The 20441-nt window shown below is 58.8% G+C and carries 25 protein-coding genes; 10 read left to right on the plus strand and 15 right to left on the minus strand.

All coding sequences use genetic code 11. The features are described from left to right. Nucleotides 1-35: 35 nt before the first annotated feature. From SIB64_RS05750 to sppA, 9 genes are all read right to left on the minus strand, one after another. Nucleotides 36-1526 carry an AAA family ATPase gene (locus tag SIB64_RS05750; RefSeq protein WP_413442892.1) on the minus strand — a complete coding sequence of 497 codons (1491 nt, stop codon included), beginning with the start codon at nt 1524-1526 and terminating at the stop codon, nt 36-38. 1 nt (nt 1527) lies between these two features. Continuing rightward, nucleotides 1528-2037, minus strand: coding sequence for a YceD family protein (locus tag SIB64_RS05755; RefSeq protein ID WP_413442316.1), 510 nt, complete (start codon nt 2035-2037; stop codon nt 1528-1530). Next, on the minus strand, nt 2034-3176 hold the full coding sequence (yidC, locus tag SIB64_RS05760; RefSeq protein ID WP_413442317.1) for a membrane protein insertase YidC: 1143 nt from the start codon (nt 3174-3176) through the stop codon (nt 2034-2036). The genes SIB64_RS05755 and yidC overlap by 4 nt, the downstream gene beginning before the upstream one ends. A 56-nt stretch (nt 3177-3232) precedes the next feature. Beyond that, nucleotides 3233-3643, minus strand: a complete 411-nt coding sequence (locus SIB64_RS05765) for a PH domain-containing protein (RefSeq protein WP_413442318.1) — start codon at nt 3641-3643, stop codon at nt 3233-3235. Further along, nucleotides 3640-4026 carry a ribonuclease P protein component gene (locus SIB64_RS05770; RefSeq protein WP_413442319.1) on the minus strand — a complete coding sequence of 129 codons (387 nt, stop codon included), beginning with the start codon at nt 4024-4026 and terminating at the stop codon, nt 3640-3642. Before SIB64_RS05770 ends, SIB64_RS05765 begins: the two co-directional genes overlap by 4 nt. A gap of 32 nt (nt 4027-4058) precedes the next feature. After that, nucleotides 4059-4196 carry a 50S ribosomal protein L34 gene (rpmH, locus tag SIB64_RS05775; protein ID WP_413442320.1) on the minus strand — a complete coding sequence of 46 codons (138 nt, stop codon included), beginning with the start codon at nt 4194-4196 and terminating at the stop codon, nt 4059-4061. A gap of 56 nt (nt 4197-4252) precedes the next feature. Next, the gene (locus SIB64_RS05780; RefSeq protein WP_413442321.1) at nt 4253-4804 is read right to left on the minus strand and encodes a DUF2808 domain-containing protein; all 552 of its coding nucleotides are present in this window, start codon (nt 4802-4804) and stop codon (nt 4253-4255) included. 75 nt (nt 4805-4879) lie between these two features. Further along, on the minus strand, nt 4880-5263 hold the full coding sequence (aroH, locus tag SIB64_RS05785) for a chorismate mutase (RefSeq protein ID WP_413442322.1): 384 nt from the start codon (nt 5261-5263) through the stop codon (nt 4880-4882). Continuing rightward, entirely contained in the window at nt 5260-6072 is an 813-nt protein-coding gene (gene sppA / locus SIB64_RS05790) for a signal peptide peptidase SppA (protein WP_413442323.1), read from the minus strand. The genes aroH and sppA overlap by 4 nt, the downstream gene beginning before the upstream one ends. Nucleotides 6073-6126: 54 nt before the next feature. Here sppA and SIB64_RS05795 point away from each other — a divergent pair, with 54 nt between their 5' ends. Genes SIB64_RS05795 through SIB64_RS05805 form a run of 3 tightly spaced genes read left to right on the plus strand, consistent with a single transcriptional unit; the run spans nt 6127 to nt 9969 of the window. Continuing rightward, complete coding sequence (locus SIB64_RS05795; protein WP_413442893.1) at nt 6127-7062, plus strand: DMT family transporter; 936 nt, start codon at nt 6127-6129, stop codon at nt 7060-7062. Next, nucleotides 7059-8174: a glycosyltransferase family 4 protein gene (locus SIB64_RS05800; protein WP_413442324.1), complete on the plus strand. Its 1116-nt coding sequence runs from the start codon at nt 7059-7061 to the stop codon at nt 8172-8174. The genes SIB64_RS05795 and SIB64_RS05800 overlap by 4 nt, the downstream gene beginning before the upstream one ends. Next, nucleotides 8149-9969: an ArnT family glycosyltransferase gene (locus SIB64_RS05805; RefSeq protein ID WP_413442325.1), complete on the plus strand. Its 1821-nt coding sequence runs from the start codon at nt 8149-8151 to the stop codon at nt 9967-9969. The genes SIB64_RS05800 and SIB64_RS05805 overlap by 26 nt, the downstream gene beginning before the upstream one ends. Nucleotides 9970-9972: 3 nt before the next feature. Here the strand turns inward: SIB64_RS05805 and SIB64_RS05810 are convergent, their stop codons facing one another. After that, the gene (locus SIB64_RS05810) at nt 9973-10602 is read right to left on the minus strand and encodes a sulfotransferase family protein (RefSeq protein ID WP_413442326.1); all 630 of its coding nucleotides are present in this window, start codon (nt 10600-10602) and stop codon (nt 9973-9975) included. Further along, nucleotides 10599-11117, minus strand: coding sequence for a DUF721 domain-containing protein (locus tag SIB64_RS05815; RefSeq protein ID WP_413442327.1), 519 nt, complete (start codon nt 11115-11117; stop codon nt 10599-10601). The genes SIB64_RS05810 and SIB64_RS05815 overlap by 4 nt, the downstream gene beginning before the upstream one ends. 65 nt (nt 11118-11182) lie before the next feature. Here SIB64_RS05815 and SIB64_RS05820 point away from each other — a divergent pair, with 65 nt between their 5' ends. From SIB64_RS05820 to SIB64_RS05840, 5 genes are read left to right on the plus strand one after another with little or no spacing between them, the layout of a single operon-like run. Next, nucleotides 11183-11956 carry a PspA/IM30 family protein gene (locus SIB64_RS05820; protein ID WP_413442328.1) on the plus strand — a complete coding sequence of 258 codons (774 nt, stop codon included), beginning with the start codon at nt 11183-11185 and terminating at the stop codon, nt 11954-11956. 55 nt (nt 11957-12011) lie between these two features. Then, nucleotides 12012-12338, plus strand: coding sequence for a thioredoxin (gene trxA / locus SIB64_RS05825; RefSeq protein WP_413442329.1), 327 nt, complete (start codon nt 12012-12014; stop codon nt 12336-12338). Then, on the plus strand, nt 12325-13521 hold the full coding sequence (locus SIB64_RS05830; protein WP_413442330.1) for an aminotransferase class I/II-fold pyridoxal phosphate-dependent enzyme: 1197 nt from the start codon (nt 12325-12327) through the stop codon (nt 13519-13521). Before trxA ends, SIB64_RS05830 begins: the two co-directional genes overlap by 14 nt. Next, nucleotides 13499-14308 carry a biotin--[acetyl-CoA-carboxylase] ligase gene (locus SIB64_RS05835; RefSeq protein WP_413442331.1) on the plus strand — a complete coding sequence of 270 codons (810 nt, stop codon included), beginning with the start codon at nt 13499-13501 and terminating at the stop codon, nt 14306-14308. The genes SIB64_RS05830 and SIB64_RS05835 overlap by 23 nt, the downstream gene beginning before the upstream one ends. Then, nucleotides 14305-15330, plus strand: coding sequence for a M23 family metallopeptidase (locus SIB64_RS05840; protein ID WP_413442332.1), 1026 nt, complete (start codon nt 14305-14307; stop codon nt 15328-15330). Before SIB64_RS05835 ends, SIB64_RS05840 begins: the two co-directional genes overlap by 4 nt. On the opposite strand, the gene SIB64_RS05845 is transcribed toward SIB64_RS05840, so the two are convergent. Further along, on the minus strand, nt 15305-16033 hold the full coding sequence (locus SIB64_RS05845) for a response regulator transcription factor (protein WP_413442333.1): 729 nt from the start codon (nt 16031-16033) through the stop codon (nt 15305-15307). The genes SIB64_RS05840 and SIB64_RS05845 overlap by 26 nt on opposite strands. Before the next feature lie 86 nt (nt 16034-16119). On the opposite strand from SIB64_RS05845, the gene SIB64_RS05850 reads away from it, so the two are divergent. Next, nucleotides 16120-16497 (plus strand): PAS domain S-box protein, encoded by a 378-nt coding sequence (locus SIB64_RS05850; RefSeq protein WP_413442334.1) that lies wholly within the window; start codon nt 16120-16122, stop codon nt 16495-16497. Then, on the plus strand, nt 16494-17684 hold the full coding sequence (locus SIB64_RS05855; protein ID WP_413442335.1) for an ATP-binding protein: 1191 nt from the start codon (nt 16494-16496) through the stop codon (nt 17682-17684). The genes SIB64_RS05850 and SIB64_RS05855 overlap by 4 nt, the downstream gene beginning before the upstream one ends. Here SIB64_RS05855 and SIB64_RS05860 read toward each other — a convergent pair. From SIB64_RS05860 to SIB64_RS05870, 3 genes are read right to left on the minus strand one after another with little or no spacing between them, the layout of a single operon-like run. Next, nucleotides 17626-18039 (minus strand): response regulator transcription factor, encoded by a 414-nt coding sequence (locus SIB64_RS05860; RefSeq protein ID WP_413442336.1) that lies wholly within the window; start codon nt 18037-18039, stop codon nt 17626-17628. The two genes, SIB64_RS05855 and SIB64_RS05860, sit on opposite strands and share 59 nt — an antisense overlap. Continuing rightward, nucleotides 18036-18764: an ABC transporter ATP-binding protein gene (locus SIB64_RS05865; RefSeq protein WP_413442337.1), complete on the minus strand. Its 729-nt coding sequence runs from the start codon at nt 18762-18764 to the stop codon at nt 18036-18038. The genes SIB64_RS05860 and SIB64_RS05865 overlap by 4 nt, the downstream gene beginning before the upstream one ends. Continuing rightward, complete coding sequence (locus SIB64_RS05870; RefSeq protein WP_413442338.1) at nt 18757-20328, minus strand: NAD(P)H-quinone oxidoreductase subunit N; 1572 nt, start codon at nt 20326-20328, stop codon at nt 18757-18759. The genes SIB64_RS05865 and SIB64_RS05870 overlap by 8 nt, the downstream gene beginning before the upstream one ends. Between the last annotated feature and the right edge of the window lie 113 nt (nt 20329-20441).

Consider the following 20441-nt stretch of genomic DNA (forward strand, 5'->3'; position numbering starts at 1 on the left):
GGGTCTTTCGTTGACAGCTGCTTCGTTACGCCGCGTCAGGCTTCGTTACGTGTCGCAATGGATGCAGGCCTGGCGCGTCCTGCTGAGGCCCATTGCTTGAGGGCATCCAGTTGTTCCCGCGCAGTCCGCGATAGGGGAATCAGCTGGGATGCGGCCAGGATCAGGTCGGTTTCACTGAGTTCACGGCTTTCTGCGAACGCCAAGTGCATCGCTTCGATCACTGTCTGCTCAAGTTCGGCACCGGAAAAGCCCTCTGTTCGGCTGACAACCGTATCGAGAGGAAGGGTCAAGCCAGGACGCCGTCCTGCCAGATGCAGCGTCAGAATGCTGTTCCGCTCGTCCTTGCTGGGCAGATCGAGCAGAAAAATCTCATCGAATCGTCCCTTGCGCAGCAGTTCGGGGGGGAGTCGCTCGACACCGTTGGCCGTCGCAACAACAAAAACGGGAGAGGTTTTCTCCGCCATCCAGGTGAGCACGCTTGCAAGAACCCTTTGACTGGTCCCTCCATCGCTGCGTCCATCACCTCCGAAACCCTTATCGATTTCATCAATCCAGAGGACGCAGGGTGCCATTGCTTCAGCACGCTGAATGGTCTCCCTCGTTCGCGCTTCGCTGGCGCCCACCAGGCCGGCGAACAGCCGCCCGACATCAAGACGAAGCAGGGGCATCGACCAGTTGCGGGCGATCGCCTTGGCCGTGAGTGACTTTCCAGTGCCCTGGGGACCAACCAGAAGAACACCACGAGGGAGCGGTAGGCCGAAGCTTCGCGCTTCCGTGGAGAAGGCTCGGTGGCGCTGTTCCAGCCAGGATTTCAATTCATCCAGACCGCCGATCGCCTCTGTTCCGATCTTCGACGCACAGAATTCAAGAACTTCACTGCGGGCGATGGCCTGCCGTTTTTCTTCCAAAACTTCGCTGAGGTCATCCGCGCCAAGGCGGCCGCGACGTGCCAGGGCACGGGCAGCGACCTGACGGACACGCATTTCGCTCAAACCACTGCAGGCCTGTGTGAGTTCATCGAGGACGGGAGTGTCGAGTGGAGAACCGCTGCTGCTGGCAATGCTGCTGATCAGTTGTCGCAAATCCTGGGGAGCAGGCAACGGAAGGTCGAGCAATGTCATCGCCTCGTCCAACTCGTTTGGCGGTGTCCACGGTCCGCTGCAGAGCACGAGATTGTGACTGGTGCTCCGCAGACTGATGCTCAGGTTCCTCAGCATTCTGGCAATGCCGGGGTCTTCGCAGAAGCGATGGAAATCTTTCACGAGAAGGACGGTCGGACTGCTGTTCTGCATTTGCTGCAACCACTGCAGAACAGCCATTGGTTGACGACTTCCGAGACCGTTCTCATTCAGAACACCGCTTAATCCTTCGATGAAATCCCAGCAGGCCAGACGGCGTTGTAACCGTTGTGTTGCTGTTCGCACCAGGGACTCAACACGACCTTCTTCGGTGCTGCGGATCCAGATCAACGGCGCCCGTGATCGGATCAGCAAATCGAGTTGATCGCTCCAGGCCGCACTATTCATTTCATTCCCATTGGAGCTCCCGGAGTGCCTGCCAACGAGGATCCGGATCCGCATGATTCGCCTGACGGCTGGGAATGGAGGGCCCCGGACAATCCTCGCCGCAGCGGTTGACGACGGGCAGCTGGAGGCTCAGTTGCTCGAATGCCCATTGCCGCGGTTCAAATGTTCCGCGCGGATCGAGGCATTCGACCAATCCGTCCGGTTCAGAGATCTGGTCCGATTCCCGCAGCTGAAAATCTGATGGAGGGGTCTTACCGAGCCAGATCAGCTCGGATGGCTTGCAACTGAGCTTTCGATTGAACTGGCCGAGGCAGCGGTCGCAGGTGAGCGTGACGATCGTTTGAAGTTCCCCCTCGACAGCCAGCACATTGCCCTTGTGCTCAGCACTGAGAGAACCACGCACGGGTGTGAGTGAGGGCAGCTGGTCGAGTGATGTGTCGACCTGCCAGGAGCGTGGAGCGCCCAAGGCTTTGAGATCTCTGAGAGCGACTGGCTCGAGATCGTCGATCACTTCCCTTTTGGTTCAAATGGCAGACGGTTGCCGCTCGCGCCTGAACCAGAGCTGGCGGTTGCCGTGACGGTTTGCTGGGAGACCTGCTGGTCGAGGATCTTCTGCAGGTTTTCCGGCAGGGCTTCGCGGGTGAGGATGAATGTTTGGAGTGCCTGGAAAACGTTGGCGATCACCATATAAAGGAGAACGCCTGCCGGGAGAGGGAAAAACAGGAACATTCCAGTGATCATGAACGGGGTGATCTTGTTCGCCGTTGCCTGTTGTGGATTCGCGGGCATACCCATTCCAGACAGCAGCTGGGATAGGAAGAGGGTCACCCCGAAGGAGCCAACCAGAATTGCGATGTCCCAATTGATCGCTCCGTCGGCGTAAAAACCGACTTGTCCAAGCGCTTTGATGAACAAGAAACCGCTCCTGGCGGCAAGTCCTGGAATCTTGGCTTCTACGGTGGCATCCCCAGGGGCCAAGGCGGTGATCGTGCCGTCTTTGCTGACAGCGATCACGTCATCACCCTTGGTCAGACTCCAGGAGGGAGCAAATCGCCCGGGATCATCGACAGATGAAAGAACATCGTCGTAGGAACGACCATCCTTGGTGTGCAGATTGATGGTTGTGGTATCTCCCACCCCGATCTTGTTGCCCCTGGGGAGACTGGCAATCACGGGAAAGTGATCGGTCTCGCCGATGAAAATGGAGTGGCTGGGGCTGTTGAAGGGTTTCGGCTCGACAGCAGCCAACTGCTCGGAGGGAAGAACCTTGACGTTGATGTTGTAGGGCACGTCGGCGAATGGGGATCCCCTCAACGTGGCGAAAAGGGCGAAGAGGATCGGCATCTGCACCAAGAGAGGAAGACAGCCTGCAAGAGGGCTTCCGAACTCCTTCATCACCTTGCCGAGCTCCTCCTGTTGCTTCTGGAGGTTGTCCGAGTAGCGCGACTTGATTTCCGCCTGCCGTTTCTGAATCACGGGTTGGGCAATCCGCATGCGGCGCGCGCTGCGGATGGATCCAGCACTCAGTGGATACAGAGCGACACGGATCACCAGAGTTAGGGCGACGATGGCCAATCCGTAACTGGGTACCAATCCGTAGAAGAAATCCAGGATCGGGATCAGCAGATTGTCGGAGATGTACCCGATCACGTTGAAGGTCCCGTGGGATGAAGTCGTTGTTCAGCCAGTGTGCAACAACAAGCGGTTCAGGCGGCGAAGCCTTCGACCGACTTGTCCTCAGAGGCTGACCGCCGTTCGGAGATCCGTTCGAGGATGTAGGACTCGATTTCGCGGAACCGCGGCATTGATCGGAGTTCGAGACGTGCACCGTCGTTAAGCACGAGCACCATGTCGCCCCATGCTCCAAAACCCCTTGGAACGCAGAGGACTTCTCTGATTTGGCTGTAAACCACCTGCGTTTTGTCCTTTCCCATCCATCCACCACTGACGGAAACGCGACGGCTGGTGACCTTGAAGCGCAGCCAGAGGGCACGAACGATGGCCCCAACGGTGAAGGGCAGGGCAATGAGCGTGAACCCCAGCAGCACATTGAGAATCAGATCACCGCGGGCTGGGCCACCTTCGTAGTGAATCTCTTCAGTCTTGGTGATGCTCATGTCCCCAGTCCGGCTGAACTGAGAAGACTGTCGCATTCTTCGAGCAACTGCGAGGGGGTTGCGTTGAGCGCTTCGGGCTTAAGACCGATCAGGAGCCAACGTCCTGAGAGATCCTCACGGGCCTCCAGTCGGGTTCGGAGGTGGTTGTGAAGAAGACGCCTGAGTCGGTTGCGACGGACTGCGCGTTTGCTGACTTTGCTGCTGATCACCACGGCGCAGCGGCAGCGTTGGATCGTCATCGTCCGCAGTTCAGGCCTGAGCAGGGGTCGATCTTCTTGAATGACGCGAAACACCATCCATTGCCCATGGAGGCGTTTCGCGGAGCGGTGAAGCCTGTTGAAACAGTGCTGCCCCCTCAGTCGCATCGAAGCGGGCAGTGCCATCAACGTAAGCGTTATCGCGGACGGAACCGTGTTCAAACGGCGATGCGAGAACGACCGCGCTTGCGACGGGTTCTGATCACCCGTCGACCGGTATGAGACCGCATCCTGACGCGGAAGCCGGACACCCTCTTGCGCTTTCTGCTGGTTCCTCCCAGGGTTCTTTTCGTCATTGGATGTGGTTAGGCGTCCGGCCGAACAGAACTGTGAAATTTACCAGTCAGACCAGTCAATCCATATCAATCAACCAGCTGCCGACGTAGCCGGACATCGGAACATCTCCGGGTGCCTGGATCAGGGCATTGAGCTGATACATCCGTTGCCCCTGCGGGTTGAAAAGCTTGATCCTCAGGGCGTAGTCACCTTCAACGGCGACGGGTTGATCGGGAAAAACCTCGATCGCCGTCTGCTTCTCGTTGACTTCGATCGTGGCCGGAATTTCCTCCAGGCATCGGGAGCGGCTCAGCATGCTGCCCTTCGACACACGGCAGAGCGCCATCCGACCTGGTTTGAGCTTCGAGTCGAAATAGTCCGGAACTGTGATCGTCAGCTTCATGAACGCGGTTTTCCGATCCTTTTCACGAAGGGTTAGGTACCACTCCGCACGGTCGTTCTCAAGCGTTGACGTGAGGTAGTAGTACAGCTTCCGATAGGACGGGTCAGTGTCCCAGCGAAATTCGAGGAGCCCTGGGGTCCCTTGAGCTATGGCGGGAGTTGATTGGAGTCCGACCAGGGCAGATGATGCAGCGAGGGCCCCAGCTAGGAACAGTTTGCGGAACATCGCACACGATTAGTTGGTTGGATTCTCCTGAGTCCCACGCCTGGAAGTCCGCGCAATGGGCCGGCCCCCGAGCTGTCAGTTGTGACTGAGTCTGTCCGGACGCAGAAAACGGGCTTCCTCCAAATAAGGATGGGTTGGTGCTCTGTCCATCGGCAACCACACATGCGCCAGCAGGCGAATGCAGCGTGGCAAGTCGCCGACGACCGCCATCTGCTGACAATCGAGCAGGGCAACCGAGTGCCAGCCTTCCCGACGGCGTGCCACGGCCGCAGGAAAGCAGGCATTCAGGTCTGCCGTAACGGAAAAGGTCAGGGAGACGATCTGTTCCGGCAGGAGGCTGTTGCGTTCAACAAGGGCATCGATCAGTGCAGCAGTGGCCGTCTCAATGGCCTGAGCGGTGTTGTCATGGCAGGTTGTTGCTCCTCGCAGACCGACGAGGCGCTGATCGGGGTCGTTCATGGACGGTGGAGCCACAGAATCTGACCGCTACCCATCAATTCAAGGCTGACCCTGTCCTGGACCTGCTTGAGGAGACTCGAGCCTGGGAGGAGCCCTGAGAGCTTGCGCCGGCTCTTGCCGAGGGTCAAAGGTTTCACTTCGTCTTCGTCCAGGTCGGCCAGGCGGGCGGCCAGTCGGCGGGCGTCATCCTCATCGCCAAGTTCATCCACCAAGCCGAGAGCCACCGCCTGTTCGCCAGTGAACACGCGTCCGTCGGCGAACGAACGCACAGTGTCCTTGCTGAGATCGCGTCCCTCGGCAACAGCCGACACAAACTGTTCGTAACTGCTGTCGATTAACTCCTGAAGGAGCGACCGCTCCGCATCGGAAAGAGGCCGGTCCGGCGAGAGAATGTCTTTGAACAATCCACTCTTCACGGTGTCGAAACGGATCCCGATCCGCTCAAACAACTTGGAGAGATCATTGCCCCGAAGAATCACGCCAATCGATCCGGTGATCGTTCCCGGGTTCGAGACGATCTTTTCAGCAGCAACACCGATGTACACACCACCGGAGGCTGAGATATTCCCGAAACTGGCCACCACGTGGCAGCCCTTGGTACGTAGGCGCAGCAAGGCGGCATGGATCTCCTGGCTGTCACCGACGGTGCCACCGGGGCTGTCGATGCGGAGGAGCAGTGCTGGAAATTCCCGCTCCTCAACTTCGCGCAGGGCTTTGAGAACCCGTTGGCGGGTGGCGCCATTGATGGGCCCCTCCATAACGACACGCGCGATGCGTTTGCGGGATTTTCTGCGCCAGGGCCAGACCATGTCTCACATTCACTTCACCGTGGATCTTAAAAAAGGCCGATGAAGTCGCCCGCCATGGCCACTCTCCGCCTCTGGTCGCTGTTGCTGCTGCCGTTCATCCTCTGGGGAACGGCCATGACGGCCATGACCCCACTGCTCGAGACCGGAGGGGTGTGGTTTGTGGCGGGCTTGCGCCTGTTACCTGCCGGGGCTGTTCTTCTTGTTTGGGTGTTGATCAGCGGCAGACCTTTTCTGGTTGATCGCCGGGACCTCGGGTGGTTTGCCCTGTTCACCCTTGTGGATGCATGCCTGTTCCAGGGCTTGCTCACCCATGGAATGGCGGGGACAGGAGCAGGACTGGGGTCTGTTCTGATCGATTGTCAGCCGCTTCTTGTTGCCCTATTGGCACGTGCGCTTTTCTCAGAATCGATCAATCCTGTTGGCTGGATTGGACTTGGACTTGGTTTCGCCGGCATTCTCTGCCTGGGGGTCCCATCCGAATTGCTCGCCCATTGGTGGTTGCTGCGTGATCTCCCCGCTGTCGGCCAAGCGTTTCAGCCTGGAGAGGTCACGATGCTTCTTGCTGCCCTGGCGATGGCCGTCGGCACCGTTCTGATCCGATTCGCTTGTCGGCATAGCGATCCCGTAGCCACCACCGCATGGCACATGCTGCTGGGTGGTCTTCCGCTGCTCCTTATCGCCGAACTTGAACAGGGAACTTTGCTGCCGGCGTGGGATGTCGCTGATTGGTCACGCATGATCTACGCCAGTCTTCTTGGTAGTGCTCTGGCCTATGGCCTGTTCTTCTGGTTCGCTAACCGGCGCGATCTGACAAGTTTCAGCAGCCTCGGCTTCCTCACTCCCGTCTTTGCCTTGGCGACAGGGGGTTGGCTGCTTGGGGAGCGGTTGGATCCCCTGCAGTGGGTCGGTGTGCTGATGGTGTTGATCTCGGTGATCTTCGTGAGTCAGCGTCGCCGTCTCTGGGAACCCGAGGTCCGTTTGAACTCATGACTGATCGTTCTCTCAGGCTCGTTCTGGTCAGTACACCGATCGGCTGGGTTGGAAGTGGAGCAGGCGGGGGTGTTGAACTGACGCTGTCCTCCCTGGTGCAGGGGCTTGCGCAACAGGGACACCAGCTCACCCTGATTGCCCCGCGTGGATCCTCGCTGCCTAAGGGGTGCTCCACGCTGTCGATCAAGCTTGTGGAGGTAGCTGGGGCCGATCAACCGAGCTGGCAGCACGCTGATGAGGATGCTCCGGTTCTTATTCCTCCGATGGGTGTGTTGCCAGCGATGCTTGAAGAAGCACTGCGCTTGTCTGCTGAGGCCGATGCAGTGCTGAATTTCGGTTACGACTGGCTGCCGATGTGGATCACACCGTGGGTCCCGGCTCCCATGTTTCATCTGATCAGCATGGGGGCTGTCTCCATGGTGATGAAACGGGCGATTGAGTCGGTGTCGCGCTGGAATCAAGGGCGACTGGCGTTTCATACCCTTCGCCAGGCCTCTGATTTCGATCTCTTGCAGCCGGCGCGGGTGGTTGGAAATGGTTTTGATCTGTCGCAATACATCTTCCGGGAGGAAAGCGGCGGGCCTCTGGGATGGGCTGGCCGGATTGCACCCGAAAAAGGGCTGGAGGATGCAGCTGCGGCCGCGGCAGCGCTCGGCGATCGACTGTTGGTCTGGGGATTGCGTGAAGATGATGCTTATGCCAATGCTGTGGAAGCTGCGGTGCCCGCCGGCACGATCGAATGGCGGGGGTTCTTGTCCACATCTGATCTGCAGAAGGAGCTCGGAGACTGTCGGGCCCTCCTCAATACTCCGAAATGGAACGAGGCCTACGGCAATGTTGTTGTGGAGGCCATGGCCTGTGGTGTCCCCGTGATTGCTTACGACCGGGGCGGGCCCGGAGAATTGGTTCGCTCCGGCGAAAATGGCCTCCTCGTCAGCCCCGATGACGTCTCTGAGTTAACGGCGGCGGTGTCGAGGTGTGAAACGATTCAGCGACGGGCCTGTCGGGACTGGGTTGAACGCCATGCATCATGCGCGGTGTTCAGCCAGCGGGTTGAGACCTGGATTCGGGAGGGACTTGCTGCGGATGGCAACATCACCGCCATGCACTGAGGGGGCTGCAGTGGTGGTGTCTGGCCGACAGCGGCGACGGGTGCTGTGGCTGGTGATGGGTCTCGGGTCCCTGATCTGCTTATGGCGACTGGGGAATACCGGGGTCATGGATGAGACCCCTCCGCTCTTTGCTGCGGCCGGTCGCGCGATGCAGGAAACAGGGGATTGGTTGACCCCCCGGGTCAATGGCCTGCCGAGGTACGACAAGCCACCTTTGGTGTACTGGCTGATGGCCCTTGGTTATTCCCTGCCGGGCGCCGTGGTGTGGGATCCCCTGGGCAGCGTGGCAGCTCGGCTTCCCTCTGCGCTTGCCAGTATCGCGATGATGGTCGGCCTGGCCGACACAGTGCTGAAGTGGCCGCGGCGGGGCGATGCCGCGCCAGTGCTCACGGCGCTGGCCACAGCATTGGCTTTTGCACTGTCGCCGTTGGTTCTCGTCTGGAGCCGCACTGCCGTTAGCGATGCTCTGTTGTGCTCTCTGCTTGGCCTCAGCCTTCTTCAGCAGTGGCGCCGTTTCGTCGACCCAGATCGGGTGCGTTGGTGGCCGGCATGGGTTCTCCTCGGACTGGCGGTTCTGGTCAAGGGCCCTGTCTCCGTTGTGCTCACGGGGATCACCCTTCTGTTGTTTTCGGCCTTCCTTCGGGACCTGCCCCTGTTGTGGCGGGTGTTGAAACCTTTTCCGGGCCTTGCGATTACGGCTCTGATCAGCCTCCCCTGGTATGTGGCTGAGCTGCTTGTGGAAGGTCAGCCCTTCTGGGACAGCTTTTTTGGATATCACAATCTTCAGCGCTTCACCTCGGTGGTGAACGATCACCTCCAGCCCTGGTGGTTCTTCGGTCCTGTAATGCTTATTGCGGCTGTGCCGTTCACGCCTCTGCTGTTGCTTGGATTAGCCAACGTCCCCAGGCAGCGCACAGCTCCGGAGGCGTCGTTGCCTCAATACGCGGTCTGTTGGTTGTTGGCTGTTCTCCTTCTGTTCACCTCCGCTGCCACCAAACTTCCCAGTTATTGGTTGCCTGCCACCCCTGCCGCTGCGATTCTGATCGCGTTTGCCGCCACAGGCACAACACGATTCAAAGCTGTGGGTTGGCTGGCGACGGGCCTGCTGACCCTGCTGCTGGCAGCTGGGTTCTGGGGCTCATCCCTTTGGGTTCCGCTCATCAATGATCCTGAGATGCCAAGTCTTTCGCGGGATCTGCTGGCGAGTGGCTTGGTCTTGCGAGCAGGGGCTTGGTTTTCTCTTGCGGGGATTCTCGGTTTCTGGCTGACCAAGCGTTCCGGCGCTGTTCGCCTGCTGTCCATGCAGCTGCCCCTGCTGCTGTTTCACCTCACGGCTTTGGTACCGATCGCTGAGCTGGGCGATCAGCTGAGACAGGAACCGGTGCGTTTAGCTGCAGAACAGATCCGGAGATCGCGTCGCGGCACAGAGCCCGTGGCCATGGTGGGAGCGATGAAACCTTCTCTGCATTTTCATACCGGCCAGATCGTTCTCTATGAGGGGCGATCCGACGGGGCGCTGGTCAATCTCGCTGATCGATTGTCCACAGAAACCCGTCTCGGCTGGAAGGGGAGTCCTCTGACGGATCCGAAGGCGTCTTCAACGGTTCTAGTCGTCATTGATCGCGGGACAACGCGTCAGAGCCACTGGCTCGATTTGGAGCCCGAACTGCTTGGCAGGTATGGGATTTATGACGTGTGGCGCCTTGATCGTCAGCGTTTGGATCAGCGCGCTGCAGATCTGAGGACTGAAGGGGTTGATGCGGATTGGAGGGATCCAAGACCGGAACGCTTCTGAAATTCAATCTGGTGGGGGGCTCTTGCCATATCCCGTCAACTTGTAATCAAGGCGGTAATAACGTTGGATGCGTTTTCGGTCGGCAGAGCTCAGCTGTTCCGCGGTGAGTCTCTGGGTTGAGCGATTGATGTGTGGTGGTGCAGTGCCTGCAAACCCCTTAATCGAAAGTCCTGCCAGGCGGAGCAGGAACTGAAAGTCGTGGTCGAACGCTTCAACACGGCCGATGAATTGAGGCTGGCCGGCGAGAAGCCAAAGAGATTGCGGCTTGAATGTGATCATCTTGCGCAATCTCCCCCGGTGCAGGTCGTCCACCATGGCGGTCAGGGGCGGTCGCGTTTCAGCCAGATGGAGTCGATAGCGCTTGGTGGGACTGAGCTGGTCATACGGAAGCTTTTGCAGTTCGTGGCGTGTGTTGAGCGCGACTCGCAGGTTGTAGTTGCAGGCGGATAGGAAGCGGCTCAGTGGATGGCGCACAAACGTGAACCGCAGGTATTCAAACCAGTTCTCTGGGAGGTCATTGCGTTTGTGATGACGGTGCTGATGCTTGAACCCCAGTGCTTTTTCGACGGATTGACCAGCGCACTTGGGGATATGAAGAAAGATCAGCTTCCGCTCCGGAATGATCAGGCTCATGAACTCAGGCGTTGGCGATGGCAGAAACCACAAACAGTCCAGAGCTTGATCTCTCCGTTGGGTGCTGGTCGGCCACAGGATGGACATGTGCCCATACCGTGGACATCGGTGCGACTTGGGTGTCGTGCCCAGATGTTCGCTTCACTCTCCAGGCGGGCTTGGTTGACGCTGTGATGCTGCTGGATGCGCAGATCCCTGACCGGGTGACCTTTGCTTTTCAGTGCTGCTAGCAGCTGGAGGCGGTTGTATTGCAATGCCTGGCGCCATTGCGGGTGGCTGGCTCCGATCGTCAGCACCCCGCGCCGAAGACTCAACGGTCGGCAGTGAGGGGCAAGCTGATCCCCCGCGATCGCCGGCCAGTCCTGCCAAAGGCCAGCCAGCCCACCATCCCTGCGCCACTGACGACTGACGCTATCCAAGCAGTCACTTAGGGGTGCGGCAGGGGCAGGGGGAGCTTGCTGAAGGATTTCGAGTCCCAGGAGTCGACGGCGCTGCTGGTCAGGAGCTACTGCCATAGAACAAAGATTAGGGGGAGATCCGAGTGGATCTCGCTAGCCTCAATAAGGTTCCACCCTTCTCCATGGGTTTCTTTGACCGGCTCAGCCGCCTGGTGCGCGCCAACGCCAATGCCGCCGTCAGCAGCATGGAGGATCCATCCAAGATCCTGGATCAGTCCGTCGCTGACATGCAGGCGGACCTCGTGAAACTGCGACAGGCGGTTGCTATGGCCATCGCTGGCCAAAAACGTTTGCGTAATCAGGCCGATCAGGCGGAAACGCAATCCAAAACCTGGTACGAGCGAGCTGAGCTTGCCCTCAAAAAAGGTGAAGAGGATCTCGCGCGCGAGGCCTTGACTCGCCGAAAGACATTCCAGGAGACCGCCACCACCCTCAAGACTCAGGTTCAGGCTCAGGACGGCCAGGTCGAGACCCTGAAAAAGAGTCTTGTCGCCTTGGAAGGCAAGATCGCCCAGGCCAAGACAAAAAAAGACATGCTCAAGGCCCGAGCCCAGGCGGCGAAGGCACAGCAACAGCTGCAGAGCGCCGTCGGCAATCTTGGGACCGACTCGGCCATGGCCGCATTTGAGCGGATGGAGGACAAAGTCGAGGCCCTGGAGGCGACAGGCCAGGCCGCTGCGGAACTGGCCGGTGCTGATCTGGAGTCACAGTTCGCTGCCCTTGAAGGTGGCAGTGAAGTGGACGATGAGCTCGATGCACTGCGTCTTCAGCTCCAAGGGGGGCCGGAGGCCGTGGCCCTTCCCGCTGCAGAGAGCAGTGCTCCAGTGAAGGAGGTGAAAGTGGAAGAGGTCGATGCTGATCTTGAGGATCTGAAGAGATCCATCGACAAGCTCTGAAGCCCCCTTTTGCGCCACGGCTCTCCATAGGATCGATTGGTCCGCCGAATTTCCATTGACCGCAGCCGTCGCCGACTTCACCGATGCAGCTTTCGAGCGAGAGGTTCTTCAGTCATCAGGCAGTGTTCTGGTTGATTTCTGGGCCTCTTGGTGCGGTCCCTGCCGCCTGATCGCTCCGTTAATGACCTGGGCTGCCGAGACGTATGTCGATCGCCTCTCCGTCGGAAAGCTTGAGGTTGATGGGAACCCAGCAACCCGCGATCAGTACCAGGTGCAGGGAATTCCGACCCTGATTCTGTTTCGTGAAGGGAAGGAACTTGCCCGTCATGAAGGGGCGATTGCCATGCCTCAACTGAAGGCTTTCCTGGATGCACACCTCTAGGCGTCTCGCTGCCCTTGGCAGTGGTGTGTTTGCTCGTAGTGATGCTCGCAAACAGGCGTATCGGGATCGATCCCCTACCACTGGTTCATTGGGGCTGATCGACCTCTCACTGGGTTCTTCGGATCTGCAGCCACCATCCGGGGTGCTTTGCGCGATGCGTGATGCGATTCCGGCACCCTCCAGTTCGGCCTATTGCCTGCAAGCGGCAACAGCCCCATTTCGCGAAGCCGTAGCTGACTGGTGTCAGCGTCGCTTCGGAGTGACCGTGGACCCTGAGCATGAAGTTCAACTGCTCGTTGGTTCCCAGGAAGGCACCGCTCACTTGCCCCTAGCTGTCCTGAACCCAGGAGATCCCGCTCTTCTTCTGGATCCCTGTTATCCCTCCCATCGCGGTGGTCTGCTCCTGGCCGATGCCGATGTCATCCCCCTGAGGCTGCAGGCGGCCCATGGTTGGCGTCCCCCCTTAAAGGAGTTGAGCGCGAGCGTGTGGGATCGCCTCAAGCTGTTCGTTTTCGGTTACCCCCACAACCCCACAGCCTGTGTCGGTGATCAGGAGCTGCTGGATCAGATCATGCATCTTGGGGAGCGTCACAAGGTGGTCATCGCCCACGACAATCCCTACGTTGATCTCGCCCTTGAAGGTCAGGCACCGTCTCTTCTGCACAGCCCAGGATGGCGCGAATGGGGCGTTGAGTTTTTTTCTCTCTCGAAGGGTTGGTGTCTCGGTGGTTTCCGGCTCGCATTCGCCGTGGGGGCGTCACCCCTGATTGCGGCTCTCCGCCAGGTCAAGGCCGTTGTGGATTTCAACCAGTCCCTTGCACTGCAGCAGGCGGCCATCACCGCATTGCGGGATTTTGCGGATTGGCCTGCAACGCTGCGTGAGACCTATCGCCAACGCCGCGATCGAGTCCTCGCTGGGTTCGCGATGCGCAGCTGGTCGGTTCCCAAACCAGACATGGCTCTTTATCTCTGGGTGCCATGTCCCGAGGCCGCGGCGGCCCATGGCTGGAAGGATGAGCGATGCGCAGCGGAGCTGCTGCAACGCAGTGGAGTGGCTTTAACGCCTGGGTCGGGATTTGGCCAGGGAGGAGAGGGCTGGTTGCGGATGGCACTGGTGCGGCCGTCTTCAGAGCTGGAAGCTGCCGTTTCCCGTCTGGCGGATGCTGTCGATGCGCTGGCCTGAGCCCTGCCGAGCTGGAGGTGGGCTGATGGCGCGGTACCGCAGCCAGGCAGGTTCTGCGGCAAGGGCTTGGTCGCTGCGCTGCGTTCCGGTTTGTTCCAGCACAGAGTCGTTGCTGAGTCGCTGGCTGGTGGAGTCAACGCACACCAAGCAGCCAAAGGCCGTTCTGGCGGGCCATCAGACCCACGCTTACGGCCAGCGCGGTCGGGCATGGTCTGCGCCGAGCGGTGGGCTCTGGGTCAGTGCTGCGTTGCCATGGAACAGCCGTCCTTCAGCGGCGGCCGGATTGCTGGGTATTGGGACGGCACTGGCGATGGCAGAACGGCTGGAAGATCATGATCTTCCGGTTCGGATCAAGTGGCCAAATGATCTCTTGGTCCATGGGCTCAAGCTTGCGGGGTTGTTGCCGCGGCTTGTTCACCGTGGATCTGAGCTGCGCACCGTTCGTATCGGCTTCGGATTGAACGTCGCCAACGTTGTACCGACCGGTGCTACATCGATTCAGCGGATTCTGGGCCGAAGGTATGGCGGCGTTGACTACTGGGCCGTGCAGCTTCTTCAAGCTCTCGATCAATGCATGGTCCGTGCTGCTGATCGCGACTGGTGCATCAGGGGAGCAAGCAAGCGTCTTTGGAGCGACAGGGTGTGTGACCCCGCTGATGGTCGGGTCTGGATGATCGATGGCCTTGATGGTGAAGGGGCTTTGCTCTTGCGTCATGGCTCGCACACCTGCCGTTGGCTGCGTTGGTCCTCACCTGGTGAAGACGTGCTTGAGTCGAGCGCACCATGAACTTTGCTGTGTTGCGCTGGCTCTTGGCTCTGTCGTTCGGGGTGCCAGCGCTCTCGATTCCTCCCGCTGATGTTCAACAGGACCGTGACCCTCTAAGGCCGTCGATCCCGGCGGCTCCGCAATCGTTCGACCGCTCCTTGCAGCAGCTTGAGCGCGATCGCGTCATTACCCCGCAGGAGCGCAAGAGCCTGGAGCGAGGTCTGGTCACATCGCCCGTTCCTGCCGCTGGCCTTCAGAAAGCCTGTGCAGCGGGAGCGCTCTCCCGGAGCGAATGTGCCGGCGGAGTGGCACGACGTTTTGGCGCCCGCAAACCGATCCCAAGGGTGCAGGTGGGTGGTCAATGGGTGTTGTCTGATCCCCGTGACATGGCAGTTACCCCTGGAAGACCACCCCTGACCGTTCCGGTGTCGGCGTTGCTTGCCGGTGGTGCGGGCAGCTTCAGCCTCGAATCTGTTTTCGCTGTCACCCCTCGCCCCATGCCACAGATCGGGAATGGAAACAGGCGACTTTTGTTTCCAGTGGTGGGTCAGTCCTTCACCAGCAGTGGGTTCGGGTGGCGGCTGCATCCAATTCTCGGAAGTTGGCTGATGCACGCTGGCCGAGATTTCGCCGCTCCCGAAGGTGCTCCCGTCGTTGCTGCTCTTTCTGGGGATGTGGTGAGCAGTGGACTCGCTGGGGGGTATGGCATCACGGTTGTGATTGAGCACCGGCAGCCGCGGCGGCGCACGCTTTATGGCCATCTTTCTGAGATTTACGTGAAGGCTGGCCAGCGGGTCCAGCAGGGCGAGGTGATTGGTCGCGTTGGCAGCACCGGCCTCAGCACGGGGCCTCATCTCCACTTCGAATTGCGGCGTCCGCAAGCGCGGGGCTGGGTGGCGGTTGATCCCAAGGATTTGGACATGGGATCGATCGCCTCTCAGCTGGCGGGTAATGGACACGATGCCGTTTCACTGCTCATGGCTCAGCTGCTGCGATCCCTCGAGCGTCCGCAGTCGGTTAAGCAGATTCCTCCCGCAGGATGAAGCCAACACCGCGAATGGTGTGAATCAGCGTAGGAGCTTCCTTCGTCTCAATTTTCTGCCGGAGATACCGGATGTAGACGTCAAGAAGGTTGTCATCGCCATAAAAGTTCTCTCCCCAGACTCCGCGCATGATCTCGGAGCGCTCCAGGACACGCCCAGCTCCTCGCATTAAAAAATTGAGCAACTCATATTCCTTAACGGACAGATGGACGTGTCGACCGGCCCTCGAGACATCACGGGTCCGCGTGTCAAGAACCAGATCAGCCACCTGGAGCCGTTCGGGGTGCCCATCGCCACCAACCTGGGCGGAGAATGATTCGGCACGACGACGCATGGCACGGAGCCGTGCCATGAGCTCATCAATTGAAAATGGTTTGATCAGATAGTCGTCAACTCCGGCATCAAGAGCTTTCACGCGATCGGTGATCTCGTCATGTCCGGTGAGCATCAGGATGGGCGTGGTCACGCCACCAGCACGGATGCGTTGGCAAATGTCGATGCCCGAGAAATCAGGGAGATTCCAGTCCAGGATGATCAGATCAGGAATTGGTTCGGTTCGGGAACGAATCAATCCGGCAGCACCGTCACTAGCGATATCAACCTCATATCCTTCGACATCCAGTTCAAGCTTGAGAAGCTCCGTGAGCTTGGTCTCGTCATCGACGACCAGAACGCGCAGGCGGGGCAGCGACTCGGATGCCATCGTGCCAATCAACCTTCACCCAGCTTAAGCAAGCTTCTGGTCAAAAGCTCCACTTTTTCTAGGCTTGATGCAGAGATTCAGAGGGGATGCACACACCTCAACCCAGGACGGTTGAGTCGATCAGTCTGATGCGGGAACAAGAGGATCTTCCTTTTGTCCGCGCTGATTGCAATGGACTTGTGATCGAAACCAATCAGCGATTTCGCTCCGTTTACGGATGGGAAGACAAGGATCTGGTGGGACAGTCGCTAGGGCTGATCCTGCCTCCTGATTTCAGAGACTCCCATCACGCCGGCTTCGCACGCTTCAAGTTGACGGAAATTTCAACGGTGCTGAACCATCCCTTGAAGTTGGCCACCTACTGCGCGGACGGTCGGATCATCGAAAGTGAACATTTCATCGTTGCTGAAAGGCAGCTCGATGGCAGCTGGTCGTTTGCAGCAACTCTGCGTCCCTTGTCTTGACCGATCAGCCCTCGGGACAGCAGGAACAGCCCCTCGTCGATCAGCTGCGGCAATCGCTTGGGATGCTCCAGGTCGCCTTCGATGCAGCTGCTGAAGCGATGTTGATCATCGATCATGGTCGCCGGATCCACTGGGCCAATCTCTCGGCCGCTGAGATGCTCGTGGGTGGGGTTCCGATTCAGCTCACGAACAAGAGCCTGGACGGGTTGGTGGTGTTTCTCGAACCGGGTGGGAGACGACTGGCCAAGGATCACCCTCTGCATCCGAACAGGTCCCTGCCCGCTGCCATGGGGGATGAACGCCTGGATCTGTTGCTGCCAGAGGGCAGACATCTCGAAACCAGGCAAGTGCGCTGGACGCCCGTAGCGACTGTTCAGTCCCCCCATCTCCTTGTCACGATCAGGGATCTCACTCCGGAGCAAAGGGCGCTTCAGCAACAGAAGAATTTCATGACGGAGCTCACCCACGAACTTCGGACGCCGTTGACCATCGTGAGTGGAAGTCTTTTGAGGCTTCAGCGTGAGAGCGATTTAACCGTCAGGGACCAGCGTCATGTCACCCGGGCTGCTGAAGAGGCCACTCGCATTCACCGTCTGCTTGAGCATCTGTCGTTGATGGTGCGTCTGGAGGTGGATCCGGCCTGGCTTGGCCTTCGAGATCAAGCCCTCCTGCCCGTCGTGGAGGCATGGGGGCAGAGTTGTCCAGACGACATAAGGAAGCGACTGCAGATCGAAACCCAGGTGACTGGCTCCGACCAGGTGCACATGGACGCCAACGCTCTTGTGGTTGTGCTGGATCAATTGCTCGAGAATGCACTGACCCACGGTTCAGGGACCCGGGACGTGACGCTTCAGGTGTCCTGTCCCGATGGATCTGATCACTGCTCTCTTGTCCTAAGCAGCCTCAATCGCCATCCTGCCGTCGATGAATCGACCATCAACAGCTGGCTGAAACCTTTTGTGCGCGGTGGCGGCCAAAGGGATGGCGTCCAGGTCGAGGGACCTGGACTTGGCTTGGCTCTCGTTCGTCAACTGGTTGAGGCTTGGGGGGGTGTCTTGGCGCTCCATCAAGAGGACGACCCTCAGACCACGGGCTGGACCTTGACGCAGGTGGTCGTGACCGTGCCACTCAGTAATTCATCTGAGCTTGAAGGATCTCGGGAAGTCGGTGAAAAAGATCGGGTTTGAGGACGTAATCGTCAGCGCCGAGACTTAAGGCCTCGCTTCGCTTCTCATTGTCATTGAGAGCAGTCACAATGACCACCCTTGGGCAGGGTTGGATTTTGCCTTCCTGCTGGAGTTGTTTCAAACAACTGATTCCGTCCATTCCAGGCAGCATCAGGTCCATCAGAACAAGATCGATCGCCTGATCCGATTCAAAACTTCCCAGGAAATCCTCTGCCGTTGCATAGGCCAGCACGATGTGGCCTTCGTCCACGATTTCCTCTTGAAGAAGTTCTCTGATGCGTGGATTGTCTTCCACCACGGCGATCGTGAGAGTGCGTCCGCCCTGTTTCATCAACGGCATGAACTCCCATGTCATCTTGATGCTTCTTGCCGAGTCGTGTTGGTGAGCTTCACGATCCTTCCGTCCTGGAAATAAGCCACCTGACGGGCCCGTGCTGCCACGTCGTCTTCGTGGGTGACCATCACGAGGGTGATTCCCTGTCCATGCAGATCATCAAACAGGTTGAGTACCTCGGATGTGGTGCTGGAATCCAGCGCTCCGGTCGGTTCGTCTGCGAGGAGCAGGGCGGGACGATTGATGATGGCTCGCGCGATGGCAACACGCTGTTGCTGCCCGCCGGAGAGCTGGTTGGGCTTGTTGTCGAGCCGCTGGCCGAGCCCAACCCGCTCGAGAGCCTCTCGGGCACGCTGTCGGCGTTGCTCCGGTGGAACACCGGCATAGATCATCGGCAGCATCACGTTCTCCATGGCCGTTGCCTGGGGCAGCAAGTGAAACTGTTGGAAGACAAAGCCGAGGGACTGATTGCGGACATCGGCGAGGTCATCGTCATTCAGTTGTTCCACCGAGATTCCATTGAGCATGTAGCGACCTCCGCTAGGCCGATCCAGGCAGCCAAGGATGTTCATCGCTGTGCTTTTTCCTGATCCGCTGGCACCCATCACGGCCAAGTAGTCGCCCTCGAGCACGGTGAGGTCGAGATTGTTAAGAGCATGCACAGCGAGCTGACCCTCGCCATAAACCTTGTCGATCCCGATCAGCTCAGCGACGGTGGTCCTTGGAGCGTGACTGAGATCAGCCAAGGCCGCGCTGACCAGCCAATGCCATGGCCTCCTGAAGTAGCGGTGTTCCGGAAACAGCTGTGTTGGCCCACTGGAACAGAGGGTTGGAGAGGATCCCCCCCACGGCAGTGACCACCACGCAGCCGATCAAAGCAGCTCTTAATGGCTGCATTCCCATGAGCGACCAGCGAACTTCTGGATAAGCCTTAACGACGTCAGACGCTTCCTGGGGTTCTTTCACCACCATCATCTTGATGACGGAGATGTAGTAATAGATCGAAACGACTGAGGTAATCAGACCAACAACAACCAACAGATATTGGTGATCTGCCCAGCCAGCGAAGAATAGATAAATTTTTCCGAAGAATCCCAGCATCGGTGGGATCCCGCCCAGGGAGAGCAAGCACAAACTGAGCCCAAGTGTGATTAATGGGTCCTTTTGATAAAGCCCCGCATAGTCAGAGATCCGATCACTTCCTGTGCGAATCGAGAAGAGAATGATGCAGGCGAAAGCGCCCAGATTCATGAACAGATAGGCAGCCATGTAAAGGACCATGGCCGCAAAACCATCTTCAGTTCCGCAAACCATGCCGATCATGACGAAGCCGGCTTGGCCGATCGAGCTGTAGGCCAGCATCCGCTTCATCGAGGTCTGAGCGAGGGCAACGACATTGCCCAGGGTCATGCTTAAGACCGCAAGAACCGTGAACAGCAATTTCCACTGGGTGTCGAAGGCACCGAAGCAGCCGATCAGGATGCGAAGGGCAAGGGCAAATCCCGCAGCTTTTGATCCAACCGAAAGGAACGCCACCACCGGGGTCGGAGATCCTTCATAGACATCAGGAGTCCATTGGTGAAATGGAACGGCAGCGATTTTGAAGGCGACCGTCGCGAGGACAAAAACCAGCGCAAGAGCTGCCAATGGAGTGGAACTCGTCTGGAGTGCTGCCCCAATCGCTTCAAGGCTGGTGCTCCCACTCAGTCCATACAGCAGTGATGAGCCATAGAGAAACACTGCTGCTGCTGCGGAGCCCACCAGGAGGTATTTGAGCGCCGCCTCCGAGCTCCTCGCATCCCGCTTCATGTAGCCGGAGAGCAAATAGCTGGCCACTGAAAGGGTCTCCAGGGAGACGAAGACGCTCACCAGGTCTGTGGCACCACAGAGGAGCATCGCTCCAAGGGTTGCCGCAAGAAGGATCGCGGCGTATTCACCCACTGGGGTGCCGCTCTGCTCGGCGTATCGCCAACTAATCAGCAGGGACAACAGGGTCGAGAGGGCGATAACAGCCCGGAACGCGATGGCCAGGTTGTCCGCCAGGAAGGCTCCCAGGAACGAGGGCTCCAGTGGTGCATTCCATTGCAGAGCAAGCAACACCAAAGCTGTGCTGAGGCCGACATAGCAAATGGGTGGAACCCAGCGGGCCGCGACCCGTTCTCCCGCTAGATCCACCAGCAGCGTGGCGATCATCGCGAGCAGGACCGCGGCCTCAGGAAGAACCGCAGTGGCATTCAACGAGAGGTTGAGGAGCTCACCGGGCGCTGCCATGGCCTGGGTGGCGAGAAGGAGGGCACCCATTTCGGGCATGAAAAGCCTCATTTCCAATGGCTTGCGGGGACTTTAGCCGCGCTTCCACGTCGTCATGGTTCTGCTGCCAAGTGTGGGTCGATGCGATAAAGAAGGAACACGGTTCATTGTCT

The organism is Synechococcus sp. MIT S1220 (genome assembly GCF_047303025.1).
Lineage (GTDB): Bacteria > Cyanobacteriota > Cyanobacteriia > PCC-6307 > Cyanobiaceae > Parasynechococcus.